Annotated in this window: 10 protein-coding genes; 4 read left to right on the top strand and 6 right to left on the bottom strand. The window is 73.6% G+C overall.

Going from position 1 to position 12,362, the window contains the following annotated elements; all coding sequences use genetic code 11:
• From recA to EEJ42_RS40005, 3 genes are all read right to left on the bottom strand, one after another.
• On the bottom strand, nucleotides 1-1,062 hold a 1,062-nt coding region (gene recA / locus EEJ42_RS39995; RefSeq protein WP_123107057.1), incomplete at its 3' end, for a recombinase RecA.
• 137 nt (nucleotides 1,063-1,199) lie between these two features.
• Nucleotides 1,200-2,423: an AI-2E family transporter gene (locus tag EEJ42_RS40000; protein ID WP_123107058.1), complete on the bottom strand. Its 1,224-nt coding sequence runs from the start codon at nucleotides 2,421-2,423 to the stop codon at nucleotides 1,200-1,202.
• Between the two features lie 90 nt (nucleotides 2,424-2,513).
• Nucleotides 2,514-2,708 carry a DUF3046 domain-containing protein gene (locus tag EEJ42_RS40005; RefSeq protein WP_123107059.1) on the bottom strand — a complete coding sequence of 65 codons (195 nt, stop codon included), beginning with the start codon at nucleotides 2,706-2,708 and terminating at the stop codon, nucleotides 2,514-2,516.
• 79 nt (nucleotides 2,709-2,787) lie between these two features.
• On the opposite strand from EEJ42_RS40005, the gene EEJ42_RS40010 reads away from it, so the two are divergent.
• From EEJ42_RS40010 to EEJ42_RS40025, 4 genes are all read left to right on the top strand, one after another.
• On the top strand, nucleotides 2,788-3,744 hold the full coding sequence (locus EEJ42_RS40010) for a hypothetical protein (protein WP_123107060.1): 957 nt from the start codon (nucleotides 2,788-2,790) through the stop codon (nucleotides 3,742-3,744).
• A gap of 62 nt (nucleotides 3,745-3,806) precedes the next feature.
• Complete coding sequence (locus EEJ42_RS40015) at nucleotides 3,807-8,522, top strand: ATP-dependent helicase (RefSeq protein WP_123107061.1); 4,716 nt, start codon at nucleotides 3,807-3,809, stop codon at nucleotides 8,520-8,522.
• Between the two features lie 9 nt (nucleotides 8,523-8,531).
• Nucleotides 8,532-9,341, top strand: coding sequence for an Fpg/Nei family DNA glycosylase (locus tag EEJ42_RS40020; protein WP_123107062.1), 810 nt, complete (start codon nucleotides 8,532-8,534; stop codon nucleotides 9,339-9,341).
• 36 nt (nucleotides 9,342-9,377) lie between these two features.
• The gene (locus EEJ42_RS40025; protein ID WP_123107063.1) at nucleotides 9,378-10,166 is read left to right on the top strand and encodes an SDR family NAD(P)-dependent oxidoreductase; all 789 of its coding nucleotides are present in this window, start codon (nucleotides 9,378-9,380) and stop codon (nucleotides 10,164-10,166) included.
• 495 nt (nucleotides 10,167-10,661) lie between these two features.
• Here EEJ42_RS40025 and EEJ42_RS40035 read toward each other — a convergent pair whose 3' ends face one another.
• The 3 genes from EEJ42_RS40035 to EEJ42_RS40045 form a co-directional block, all read right to left on the bottom strand.
• Nucleotides 10,662-11,141, bottom strand: a complete 480-nt coding sequence (locus EEJ42_RS40035; RefSeq protein WP_123107065.1) for a Dps family protein — start codon at nucleotides 11,139-11,141, stop codon at nucleotides 10,662-10,664.
• Nucleotides 11,142-11,286: 145 nt separating this feature from the next.
• Nucleotides 11,287-11,670 carry a helix-turn-helix domain-containing protein gene (locus tag EEJ42_RS40040; RefSeq protein WP_123107066.1) on the bottom strand — a complete coding sequence of 128 codons (384 nt, stop codon included), beginning with the start codon at nucleotides 11,668-11,670 and terminating at the stop codon, nucleotides 11,287-11,289.
• 109 nt (nucleotides 11,671-11,779) lie between these two features.
• The gene (locus EEJ42_RS40045; RefSeq protein WP_123107067.1) at nucleotides 11,780-12,331 is read right to left on the bottom strand and encodes a CinA family protein; all 552 of its coding nucleotides are present in this window, start codon (nucleotides 12,329-12,331) and stop codon (nucleotides 11,780-11,782) included.
• Nucleotides 12,332-12,362: the final 31 nt, after the last annotated feature.

Here is a 12,362-nt window from a genome sequence, read left to right on the forward strand (position 1 = left end):
CGCCGGCTCCGCGGCGGGCACGGCACCCGCCGCGTCCGGGCCGGGCTCGGCGGCCGGATCCGCGGGCTTCACGCCGATGCCGAGCTTCTCCTTGATCTTCTTCTCGATCTCATTGGCGAGATCGGGGTTGTCCTTCAAGAAGTTGCGGGCGTTCTCCTTGCCCTGGCCGAGCTGGTCGCCCTCGTAGGTGTACCAGGCGCCGGACTTGCGGATGAAGCCGTGCTCGACGCCCATGTCGATCAGACCGCCCTCGCGGCTGATGCCCTGGCCGTAAAGGATGTCGAACTCGGCCTGCTTGAAGGGCGGCGCCACCTTGTTCTTGACGACCTTGACGCGGGTGCGGTTGCCCACCGCGTCGGTGCCGTCCTTGAGGGTCTCGATGCGGCGGATGTCCAGACGCACCGAGGCGTAGAACTTCAGCGCCCGGCCACCGGTGGTGGTCTCCGGGGAGCCGAACATGACGCCGACCTTCTCCCGGAGCTGGTTGATGAAGATCGCGGTGGTCTTGGACTGGTTCAGCGCACCGGTGATCTTACGGAGCGCCTGGCTCATCAGCCGGGCCTGGAGGCCGACATGGGAGTCGCCCATCTCGCCCTCGATCTCCGCGCGCGGCACCAGCGCGGCGACGGAGTCGACGACGATGAGGTCGAGGGCGCCGGAACGGATCAGCATGTCCGTGATCTCCAGCGCCTGTTCGCCGTTGTCCGGCTGGGACAGGATCAGCGAGTCCGTGTCCACGCCCAGCTTCTGCGCGTAGTCGGGGTCGAGGGCGTGCTCCGCGTCCACGAAGGCGACGGTGCCGCCGGACCGCTGGGCGTTGGCCACCGCGTGCAGGGTCAGGGTCGTCTTACCGGAGGACTCCGGCCCGTACACCTCCACCACGCGGCCGCGCGGCAGCCCGCCGACGCCGAGGGCCACATCGAGGGCGGTCGACCCGGTGGGGATGACCTCGATGGGCTCGTTCGGCCGCTCGCCCATGCGCATCACGGCGCCTTTGCCGAACTGCCGTTCAATCTGTGCGAGCGCGGCGTCGAGTGCCTTCTCGCGGTCGGTTCCTGCCATGGGTTCCACCCGGTTTGCTTGAGTCGATCGCTTCACGTCCATGACGCTAGCGCCTGCCACTGACAAGCGGCCCGGACATGCTCGGCCTGTGGATAACCGGGCCGGGGCTCCATCAGAATGGATGTTCGATTTTTGTGTCAACTGCGCCGGGACAGCGCGTGTCGCATGCGCGCCAGCGCTGAGGCACCGCGCCGCCGCGTCCGCCCGTGCATCCGCGGATCGTCCGTCACGTCGTAGCGCTTGATGTACGCGCCGAGGAACGCCTGGAGCGTCGCGGTCGCCGGAATCGCGATCAGCGCCCCCACCGCGCCCAGCAGCGCCGTGCCCGCGATCACCGATCCGAAGGAGACGGCGGGGTGGATGTCCACGGTCCGCGACGTGATCCTCGGCTGGAGCAGGTAGTTCTCGAACTGCTGGTAGACCACGACGAAGACCAGCACCCAGATCGCGTACCAGGGGTTGACCGTGAAGGCGATCAGCATCGGCAGGGCGCCCGCCAGGTAGGTGCCGATGGTCGGGATGAACTGCGAGATCAGACCCACCCAGACGGCCAGCGCCGGGGCGTAGGGCACGCCCAGGCTCTCCAGCAGGATGTAGTGCGCGACACCGGAGATCAGCGCCATCAGCCCGCGCGAGTAGATGTAGCCGCCGGTCTTGGCGACCGCGATCTCCCAGGCCCGCAGCACCTCGGTCTGCCGGTTCGGCGGCAGCACGGAGCACAGCGCGCGGCGCAGCCGGGGGCCGTCGGCGGCGAAGTAGAAGGCGAACAGCGTCACCGTGAGGAGCCTGAACAGCCCGCCGAGCACCTGCGCGGAGACGTCCAGCACATTGTCGGCGCTGTTCTTCACATAGCTCTGCAGCCAGTCGGAGTGGAGCAGGCTGTCCTGGATCTCCAGCCGCGACAGCCGGGTGTGGAACGTGTCGTTGATCCAGCTGACCACCTGATCGAGGTACTTCGGGAAGTCCTCGACCATGGTCATGATCTGGTCGGCCAGCATCGAGCCGAGCAGGGTGAAGAAGCCCGCGGCGGCGATGAGGATGCCGATGAAGACAATTCCGGTGGCCAGGCCCCGGCGGACGCCGCGCGCGGCCATGCGGTCCACGGCCGGTTCGATCGCGAGCGCCAGGAAGAACGCGATCAGGACGTTCAGCAGCAGTCCGGTCAGCTGATCGAAGGCCCAGGTGGCAAGCCGGTAACAGGCCACCAGGGCAAGGGCGAGCACCATGGCGCGGGGCAGCCAGCGCGGCATGCGCGCGGACTGCGCAGGCGCGTCCTTGGAGGCCGGTGCGTCCTCGGGGGCCTGTGCGGGGGTCGGGACGCCGTCGGCGTCGGGGGAGAGGGTCTCTTCGGTCGGGGCCACCCGGCAAGTGTGGCGTACACCCGTCCGGAAAATCCGGCCACCCCGGGAGTGCGCTCCCTCTCACACGTCCCGGCCCCCGCCCCGTGCTCGTCAGCGCTTCTCGGGAGGGATCTCCATCGCGGTGCACACTCCGCGCCAGACGTCCTTGGCCTCCCATCCCGCGGCGAGCGCCTGGTGGACGGTCCGGCCGCCGAGCTGGGACATCACATGATCGCGCGCGAAGGAGTCGGCGTACGCCTCACCGAAGTGATCCGCCATCCGCTGCCAGAAGACCGTCAACCGCATGCGACCAGTATCGCGCTCCCGGGGTGCACCGGGGCGTGAGCCCCCTTCCGCAGGCGTTTCCCGCCCTACGGTCTGTCCCATGGATCGATCCGCAGCAGTCCCCTCCTCCCCGTCCGCGCCGCCCACGCCCGCCTCGCCGCTCGCCCGCGCCGCGCGGTTCGTGTGGCTGACCGCACGCGTGCTCGAGCAGCGCCGGTTCGCGTATCACTTCCAGGACGCCGACGCCGAGCCGGTCGAGACCGCGCTCGCCGCGTACCTGGGCGCCGACGGGGGCTACGGCCACGCCCTGGAGCCGGATCTGCGCGGCCCGGTGAGCCAGCCGCAGCACGTCGCGCACGCCCTGCGGGTGCTCGACGGGATCGGCCGCTGCGGAGGGCAGCGGGTGGAGCGGCTGTGCCGCTATCTGACCGCGATCTCCACCCGGGACGGCGCGCTGCCCGCATGCCACCCGTCGCTCCGCGACTATCCGGCCGCCCCCTGGATCAGGCCGTCGGACCATCCGCGCGGCGATCTGCTGACCACCGGGCCGGTGGTGGGGCTGCTGCACCGCAACGAGGTGTGGCACGCCTGGCTGTTCCGGGCCACCGACTTCTGCTGGGCGGCGGTGACGGCGCTGGAAGAGGGCGCCCCGGCGCGTCCGTACGAGGTGGCGGCGGCCGTCGCCTTCCTGGACGGCGCACCGGACCGGGCGCGCGCCGAGGAGGTGGCCGAGCGGCTGGGCCGCCGGGTGCGGGAGCGGCGGCTGGTGGTGCTGGACCCCGAGCGCGCCGAGGACGGTCCGCTGCCGCCCGGCCACGGCCCCGGTGAGCACAGCTTCGTGTACGACGTCGCCCGTGCTCCCGGCTCGCTGGCCCGCCGCTGGTTCACCGACGCCGAGGTGGAGCGCTCGCTGGACTTCCTGGCGGCCGCGCAGCGCGAGGACGGCGGCTGGCCGGCCCGGCGGCGGGACTGGACCCCGGGGGCGGCGCTGGAGTGGCGGCCGGTGGTGACCGTGGAGGCGCTGCTCACGCTGCGCGCCTACGGGCGGGCGATCTGAGGACCCCGGCGCTGACCTGCGGAGACGGCCGGTTGTCGGTGGGGCGGTGCACGATGGGGGGCATGGCACGGTCGGCGCTGCACGCATTCTCCCCGGCCACCCGAGGGTGGTTCACGGGCGCCTTCACCGCGCCCACGGCCGCGCAGGAGGGGGCGTGGCGGGCCATCGGCGAGGGCTCGGACGTGCTGGTGGTCGCCCCGACCGGCTCCGGCAAGACGCTGGCCGCGTTCCTGGCGGCGCTGGACCGGCTGGCCGCCGAGCCGCCGCCCGCCGAGCACCGCAAGCGCTGCCGGGTGCTGTACGTGTCGCCGCTGAAGGCCCTGGCGGTGGATGTGGAGCGCAACCTGCGCAGCCCGCTCACCGGCATCCGGCACGAGTCGGCGCGCCTCGGCCTGCCCGAGCCCGAGATCCGGGTGGGCATCCGCTCCGGCGACACCCCGGCCGCCGAGCGCCGCGCCCTGGCCACCCGCCCGCCGGACATCCTCATCACCACGCCCGAGTCGCTGTTCCTGATGCTCACCTCCGCCAGCCGGGAGGCGCTGCGCGGAGTGGAGACGGTGATCCTGGACGAGGTGCACGCCGTCGCGGGGACGAAGCGCGGCGCGCATCTCGCGCTGTCCCTGGAGCGGCTGGACGAGCTGCTGGACCGGCCCGCCCGGCGGATCGGTCTGTCGGCGACGGTGCGCCCGGTGGACGAGGTGGCGCGCTTCCTGTCGCCGCGGCGCGCGGTGGAGATCGTCCAGCCGCCCTCGGGCAAGGAGTTCGACCTGTCGGTGGTCGTCCCCGTCGAGGACCTGGGAGAACTGGGCGGCTCCCCGGCCCAGGACGGGCAGCCGGGCGAGAAGCCGTCGATCTGGCCGCATGTGGAGGAGCGGATCGCCGATCTCGTCCAGGCGCACCGGTCCACGATCGTCTTCGCCAACTCCCGCCGCCTGGCCGAGCGGCTGTGCAACCGGCTCAACGAGATCGCCTACGAGCGGGCCACCGGTGAGGCACTGCCCGAGGACCACTCCCCCGCCGAGCTGATGGCCGAGGCCGGTGCGGCCCGTGGTGCGCCCGCGCTGCTCGCCCGCGCGCACCACGGCTCGGTGTCCAAGGAGCAGCGGGCCCTGGTCGAGGAGGACTTGAAGGCGGGTCGGCTGCCCGCCGTCGTCGCCACCTCCAGCCTGGAGCTGGGCATCGACATGGGCGCGGTGGACCTGGTCGTCCAGGTCGAGTCGCCGCCCTCGGTGGCCTCCGGGCTCCAGCGGGTGGGCCGGGCCGGGCACCAGGTGGGCGCGGTCTCCACCGGTGTGGTGTTCCCCAAGTACCGCGGCGATCTGGTGCAGGCGGCGGTGGTCACCGAGCGGATGCGGGAGGGGGCCATCGAGTCGCTGCGGGTGCCCGCGAACCCGCTGGACGTGCTCGCCCAGCAGCTCATCGCCATGACGGCCATGGACAGCTGGGACGTGGAGGAGCTGCTGGCCCTGGTCCGCCGCGCCGCGCCGTTCGCCTCGCTCCCGGAGTCGGCGTACACCTCGGTCCTCGACATGCTCGCGGGCCGCTATCCCTCCGACGCCTTCGCCGAGCTGCGGCCGCGCCTGGTGTGGGACCGGGTCGCGGGGACGGTCACGGGGCGGCCGGGGGCGCAGCGGCTCGCGGTGACCTCCGGCGGCACCATCCCCGACCGCGGGCTGTTCGGCGTCTTCCTGGCGGGCGCGGACCCGAAGAAGGGCGGCGGCCGGGTCGGGGAGCTGGACGAGGAGATGGTCTACGAGTCGCGGGTGGGCGATGTGTTCACCCTGGGCACCACGTCCTGGCGGATCGAGGACATCACCCGCGACCGCGTCCTGGTCTCCCCCGCTCCCGGCGTGCCCGGCCGGCTCCCCTTCTGGAAGGGCGACCAGCTCGGCCGCCCGCTCGAACTGGGCCGGGCGCTGGGCGCGTTCCTGCGTGAGGTCGGCGCCCTCGCCCCCGAGAAGGCCCGGGAGCGGCTACTGGCCGCCGGGCTCGACGCCTGGGCCGCCGACAACGTGATCACGTACCTGGGCGAACAGCGCCAGTCCTGCGGCCATGTGCCGGACGACCGGACGATCGTGGTGGAGCGCTTCCGTGACGAGCTGGGCGACTGGCGCGTGGTGGTCCACTCCCCCTTCGGCGCGCAGGTCCACGCCCCCTGGGCGCTCGCGCTCGCCGCGCGGCTGTCCGAGCGGTACGGCATGGACGCCCAGGTGATGCACGCGGACGACGGCATCGTCCTGCGGCTGCCCGACGCGGACCTCATGGGCCTGGACCTGCTCGACACCGATCCGATGCGGCAGGGCACCGAGTACGACGGCGAGCAGTCCCCCATCGGTGCGGCCGATGTCGCCTTCGACCGGGGCGAGGTGTCCCAGATCGTCACCGACCAGGTCGGCAGTTCGGCCCTGTTCGCCTCCCGGTTCCGCGAATGCGCCGCCCGCGCCCTGCTGTTGCCCCGCCGCGATCCCGGCAAGCGCACCCCGCTGTGGCAGCAGCGCCAGCGGGCCGCCCAGCTCCTCCAGGTGGCGAGCGAGTTCGGTTCGTTCCCCATCGTGCTGGAAGCCGTCCGCGAATGCCTTCAGGACGTCTTCGACGTGCCCGGCCTCACCGAGCTGATGGGCGACATCGAGGCCCGGCGGGTGCGGCTGGTGGAGGTGACCACCCCGGAGCCGTCCCCCTTCGCCCGCTCGCTGCTCTTCGGCTACGTGGCGCAGTTCCTGTACGAGGGCGACTCGCCGTTGGCCGAGCGGCGCGCCGCGGCCCTCTCCCTCGACTCGCGGCTGCTGGCCGAGCTGCTGGGCCAGGCCGAGCTGCGCGAGCTGCTGGACGCCGACGTCCTGGACGAGCTGGAGCGCGAGCTTCAGTGGCTCACCGAGGACCGCCGTGCCAAGGACGCCGAGGGCGTCGCCGATCTGCTGCGGCTGCTCGGCCCGCTCACCGGCGCCGAACTGGCCGGGCGCGGCGCCGACCCGGCGTGGGCGGAGGAGCTGGAGCGGGCCCGGCGCGCGATCCGGGTCCGTATCGCGGGCGAGGAGCACTGGGCGGCCGTCGAGGACGCGGGGCGGCTGCGCGACGCACTGGGCACGGCGCTGCCGGTGGGCGTCCCCGAGGCGTTCACCGAGCCTGTGGGCGACCCGCTCGGCGATCTGCTGGCCCGCTACGCCCGCACCCACGGCCCGTTCACCTCCGCCGAGGCGGCCGCCCGGCTGGGCCTGGGCACGGCCGTCACCGACGGCGCCCTCCAGCGCCTGGCCGCGAGCGGCCGCGTCGTCCAGGGCGAATTCCATCCGGCGGGCACGGCGCACGAGTGGTGCGACGCCACCGTGCTGCGCCGCCTGCGACGGCGCTCGCTGGCCGCGCTGCGCGAGGAGCTGGAGCCCGTACCGCCCTCGGCGCTCGCCGCCTTCCTCCCCCAGTGGCAGCATCTGGGCACCCACAGCCTGCGGGGCATCGACGGGCTGGTGCGCGCCATCGAGCAGCTCCAGGGCGCACCGGTCCCGGCGTCCGCCCTGGAGAAGCTCGTCCTGCCCTCCCGGGTCGGCGACTACAACCCGACGATGCTGGACGAGCTGACCGCCGCCGGTGAGGTCGTCTGGGCCGGTGCGGGCGCGCTGCCCGGCAAGGACGGCTGGGTCACCCTCCATCTCGCCGAGACCGCCCCGCTGCTCCTGCACACCCCGCACCCCTTCGAGGCGGGGCCGCTCCACCAGGCCGTGCTGGACGCGCTGGCCGGGGGCTTCGGGCTGTTCTTCCGGCAGATCGCCGATCAGGTCCGGGCCGCCGGTCACGAGTTCCAGGACGCCCAGCTCGCCGACGCGATATGGGACCTGGCCTGGTCCGGCCGGCTCACCGGCGACACCCTGGCCCCGCTGCGCTCCCTGCTGGGCTCGGGCCGCACCGCGGGGGCCACCGCCCACCGCGCCAAGCGCACGGTCCCCCGGGGCCGGTACGGCACGCTGACGGGGCGCACCGGCCGCCCCACCGCCTCGCGCAGCGGGCCGCCGACCGTCGCCGGGCGCTGGTCGCTGCTGCCGGAGCGCGAGACCGAGCCCACCCACCGGGCGCACGCCCTGGCGCGCACCCTGCTGGACCGGCACGGGGTGGTCACCCGCGGGGCGGTCGCCGCCGAGGGGGTCGAGGGCGGCTTCTCCGCCGCGTACCGGGTGCTGTCCGCCTTCGAGGAGACGGGCCAGGCGCGCCGCGGCTATGTGGTGGAGGGGCTGGGGGCCGCGCAGTTCGCGATGGACGGCGCGGTCGACCGGCTGCGCGCGGTCAGCACGGCGCGCGACCGGGCGGCGGGCGCGGCCTTCGGCGCCCAAGGCGGTTACGGCGGTCCGGGCGGTTACCCGGGCGGTAACGGCGGTCCGCCGGGGCAGTCGTCCCAGCGCACCACCGTCCTCGCCGCCGCCGACCCCGCCAACGCGTACGGCGCGGCCCTCCCCTGGCCCGATCCGCCCGCGGGCGCGAACCACCGGCCGGGCCGCAAGGCGGGCGCGCTGGTGGCGCTGGTCGACGGGGAGCTGACCCTCTACATGGAGCGCGGCGGCAAGACCCTGCTCGCCTGGCCCGCGGGCGAGGCCGAGGCGGCATCCCCGGAGGAGGACGCCCGGCTGCGTACCGCGGTCGAGGCCCTGGCCCAGTCCGCCCGCGCGGGCGTCCTCGGCTCGGTGACCGTCGAGCGGGTCAACGGCGCCGCGGCGCTGTCCTCGCCGATCGGCCGCCTCCTGGAGGCCGCGGGCTTCCACGCGACCCCGCGCGGCCTGCGGCTGCGTCCCTGAGGGGGCGGGATGCCCGAGGGAGACACCGTCTGGCAGACGGCCCGGCGCCTGGACGACGCCCTGGCGGGCCCGCCGCTCACCGGCTGTGATCTGCGGGTGCCCCGGCTGGCGACCGTCGACCTCACCGGCCGCCGGGTCCTCGAGGTGGTCGCGCGCGGCAAGCATCTGCTGACCCGGGTGGAGGGCGGGCTGACCCTCCACTCCCATCTGCGGATGGACGGCGCGTGGCTGGTGTACGGCCACGGCGAGCGCTGGCGCGGCGGCCCGCACCACCAGATCCGCGCCGTCCTGGCCACGGCCGAGCGCACCGCCGTGGGCTACCGCCTCCCGGTCCTGGAGCTGCTGCGCACCGCGGACGAGGACCGCGCGGTGGGCCACCTCGGGCCCGATCTCCTCGGCCCGGACTGGGATCCGGACGAGGCGCTGGGGCGGCTGCTCGCCGACCCGTCCCGCCCGGTGGGCGAGGCGCTGCTGGACCAGCGCAACCTGGCCGGGATCGGCAATGTGTACACGTGCGAGCTGTGCTTCGTGCTGCGGGTCCCGCCCTGGCTGCCGATCGGCCGCGTGCCCTCCCCCGAGCGCCTGGTGGACCTCGCCAAGCGGCTCCTGGAGGCCAACCGGACGCGCCGGGCCCGGGTCACCACGGCGCAGGCGCGCCCCGACCGGCGGCTGTGGGTGTACGGCCGGGCGGGGCGCCCCTGTCTGCGCTGCGGTACGCCGGTGCGCGCCGCGGACCAGGGCCGCGCGGGTCAGGAGCGTACGACCTTCTGGTGCCCGGTGTGCCAGCCGGAGCCGCCCGACCCGGGCCCGTCACAGTAATTGACGGACCGTCAGATCCGGTCGTACGGTCGGCCCATGACCGTCACGGCGTACGACCTCACCGGCCGCACCGCACTGGTCACCGGCGCCGCGAGCGGCATCGGACGCGCCACCGCCATCCTGCTGGCGGCGGCCGGGGCGGTCGTGCACTGCGCCGATCTCGACGAGCACGGAGCCCGGCGCACAGCGGAGCGCATCACCTCCGACGGCGGCAGCGCCCACGCCCACCCCCTCGACGTCACCGACCGCGCCCAGGTCGCGGCCGTCGTCTCCGCCGCCGCAACGGCGGCCGTCCGCGCCGGGGGCCACCTCGCCGTGATGGCGGCCATCGCCGGGATCATGCACCGCAGCACGGTCCTGGAGACCGCGGAGGACGATCTGGACCGGGTGCTGGCGGTCAACTTCAAGGGCGTGCTGTACGGCTGCCAGGAGGCGGCCCGCGCCATGATCGACCACGGCGCCGGCGGGTCCATCGTCACCATGGCGTCCGGCGCGATCGACTCCGGCACCCCCGGGCTGCTGTGCTACGGCGTCGCCAAGGCCGCCGTGGTCCAGCTGACCCGGATCCTCGCCGCCGAGATGGGACCGCACGGCATCCGCGTCAACGCGGTCGCCCCCGGCTGGGTCCGTACGCCCATGACACGGCGCGGCACCGCCGAGGAGCAGCGGCGCGCCGAGGCCCCCATGGTCCGCCACGCACCGCTGGGGCGGGTGGGCGAGCCGGAGGACGTCGCCCATGCCGTGCTGCACCTGGCGTCGGACGCCTCCGCGTTCACGACCGGCCAGATCCTGCGCCCGAATGGCGGAGTCGCGATGCCCTGGTGATCCGCTCGCGCACGCCTCCGCGCCGGGGCGAGGGACCGCAGTGCACGGGCAGCAGGCTCAGCCCCCAGCCGCCGACGGCGAACGCCCCCTCGACCGGTCCGGTACCGGTCGGCTGCACCGCCAGCCGGAGCACGGACCACCACCACAGGCCGCCGAGAACGAGCGCGATCACCCATCGAACCGGCCTTCGGCGCAGGGTGCCGGCCCCTCCCACGGCTGCCATGCTGCCTCCTTCGGGCGACGCTAGACGCCTGTTCGCACGCGGCGGGAGGGCGCACAGGAGGCCCGTCAGCGCGTGTCGGACCCCCGCGCTCCCCCAGTGTGCCCAGCCGCACCGCGGGGCGCACCCAGAGCGGGGCACCCCCCGCGGCGGGCCATGAGCCGACGTCCGTCAGCTCGCAGACTGTGCGGCCATCGCCGGAGGCCGGGGGGCCGTGCCCCGGCGATGACCACACAGGGTGCGAGCGGAAGTACCGCCCTTGCCTGTCTCGTCGTTCAGTGTCCGTTGACGTTCTCCGCCTGGAACATCCAGTGGTGCTTCTCCAGGTCCCGGGTGAGCCCGATGAGAATGTCCTGGGTCACCGGATCCGGCTCGTCCGTCGCGGCGATGCGCTCGCGCATGCGGGAGATCACGGACCCGAGTGCGTCCACGAGCGTCCTCACGGCGTCCGTGTCCTGGGTCCAGCCATCCTTGACGTTGCCGATGGCGCTCTGCTTGGCCACCGTCTCGGCCCGTCCGTCCGGCGCTATCCCGAGCGCCGAGGCGCGCTCCGCGACCGTGTCGGCGTGCGTCCTGGCCGTCGACACCACATCGTCGAGCTGGAAGTGAACCGTGCGGAAACGCGGTCCGATGACCGTCCAGTGGATCTGCTTGCCCACCAGGGCGAGGTCGACGAGGTCGACGAGGGCGCCTTGCAGAGCGTCGCTGACGACCTTGAGGTTCTCCTCGGCGAGCGGGCTCTTGACCACAGACATCCACTTCCTCCTGTTCGACCGTTTGGCCCCCCTTGATTACCTCTCCACCAGTCAGGTGACCGGAAAGGCGCCGGTCAAACATCGAGCCCCGGCCGGTATCGCTACCGGCCGGGGCTCGAAGAGCTTCCGCGCTGACGTGGGGCCGTCAGGCCGCCACGACGTCCACAGCCTCCTTGGGCGGCTTGATGGTCACCCGCTCGTCCGGGACGCCCGTCACAGAGGTGACGGACACCGAATTGAGCATGGGCCGCATCGGTGCTGGCACCTTCTCGCTCGCCGTGGCCGACTCCGCCAGCTCCGCGAGCGACAGCTCGTCGCTGACCTCGCGCATGACCTGTGACATCCGTACGTCCAGGGCGTCGCAGATCGCCGACAGCAGCTCGGAAGAGGCTTCCTTCTGCCCGCGCTCGACCTCTGACAGATAGCCGAGCGACACCCGGGCGGAGGAGGAAACCTCGCGCAGAGTACGGCCCTGGCGCTGGCGCTGCCGGCGCAGCACGTCACCCAGCAGGCGACGGAGCAGAATCATCGCTGGCTCCCTCCTCGGACCTCGGATCCGGATCCTTCTCGCCCCACCGTACCGCCTCTGGCTGTGCCCGTGCGGGGAGCGATGTCGTGTTCACTCAGGGCTGCAAACATCAAAATTCGTCGTGTTGTTCCGTATCCTGTGCCCCCGCTGTCGCGATCAATTCGCTGAACAGCAGCTTGACCGCGGCGCGAACGCTCTCTGCGCGGATTCCGGCCCGGTCCCCCGCCAGCCGCAGCGCCGCGGCCGCGGGCTTGTTCGAGGGCCCGGCGACGGCCACGTGGACGGTGCCCACGGGCTTTCCGTCCTGCGGTGTGGGACCCGCCACACCGGTGGTCGCCACGCCCCAGTCGGCGCCCAGGGCGCGCCGTACGCCCCCCGCCATCTGCCGGGCGACCTCCGCGTCCACCGCCCCACGCTCGGCCAGCAGCGCGCCGTCCACGCCCAGCAGGTCGCGCTTGAGGTCGGTGGCGTAGGCGGTCACCGAGCCGCGGAAGGCGTGGGAGGCCCCGTCCACGGCGGTCAGCTCGGCGGCCACCAGGCCGCCGGTCAGGGACTCGGCGACGGCCACGGTCTGCCCGCGCCGCCGCAGCAGCGCCAGGACCCCGGCCGCGCTCGCCCCGGCGGCACCGGCTCGGGCCGCCGCCGTCTCGTCGCCGCTCATCGGGCCGGTTCCTGCCCGGGCTCCTCCGCCG

The sequence above is a fragment of the Streptomyces botrytidirepellens genome, assembly GCF_003721215.1.
Classification (GTDB): domain Bacteria; phylum Actinomycetota; class Actinomycetes; order Streptomycetales; family Streptomycetaceae; genus Streptomyces; species Streptomyces himastatinicus.

What these genes read in the sequence shown, in the direction of transcription:
- EEJ42_RS40045 (WP_123107067.1), bottom strand. Translation starts at nt 12,331, where the DNA reads ATGAGCGGCGACGAGACGGCGGCGGCCCGAGCCGGTGCCGCCGGGGCG.
- EEJ42_RS40005 (WP_123107059.1), bottom strand. Translation starts at nt 2,708, where the DNA reads ATGCGGTTGACGGTCTTCTGGCAGCGGATGGCGGATCACTTCGGTGAG.
- EEJ42_RS40025 (WP_123107063.1), top strand. Translation starts at nt 9,378, where the DNA reads ATGACCGTCACGGCGTACGACCTCACCGGCCGCACCGCACTGGTCACC.
- EEJ42_RS40020 (WP_123107062.1), top strand. Translation starts at nt 8,532, where the DNA reads ATGCCCGAGGGAGACACCGTCTGGCAGACGGCCCGGCGCCTGGACGAC.
- EEJ42_RS40035 (WP_123107065.1), bottom strand. Translation starts at nt 11,141, where the DNA reads ATGTCTGTGGTCAAGAGCCCGCTCGCCGAGGAGAACCTCAAGGTCGTC.
- EEJ42_RS40015 (WP_123107061.1), top strand. Translation starts at nt 3,807, where the DNA reads ATGGCACGGTCGGCGCTGCACGCATTCTCCCCGGCCACCCGAGGGTGG.
- EEJ42_RS40040 (WP_123107066.1), bottom strand. Translation starts at nt 11,670, where the DNA reads ATGATTCTGCTCCGTCGCCTGCTGGGTGACGTGCTGCGCCGGCAGCGC.
- EEJ42_RS40010 (WP_123107060.1), top strand. Translation starts at nt 2,788, where the DNA reads ATGGATCGATCCGCAGCAGTCCCCTCCTCCCCGTCCGCGCCGCCCACG.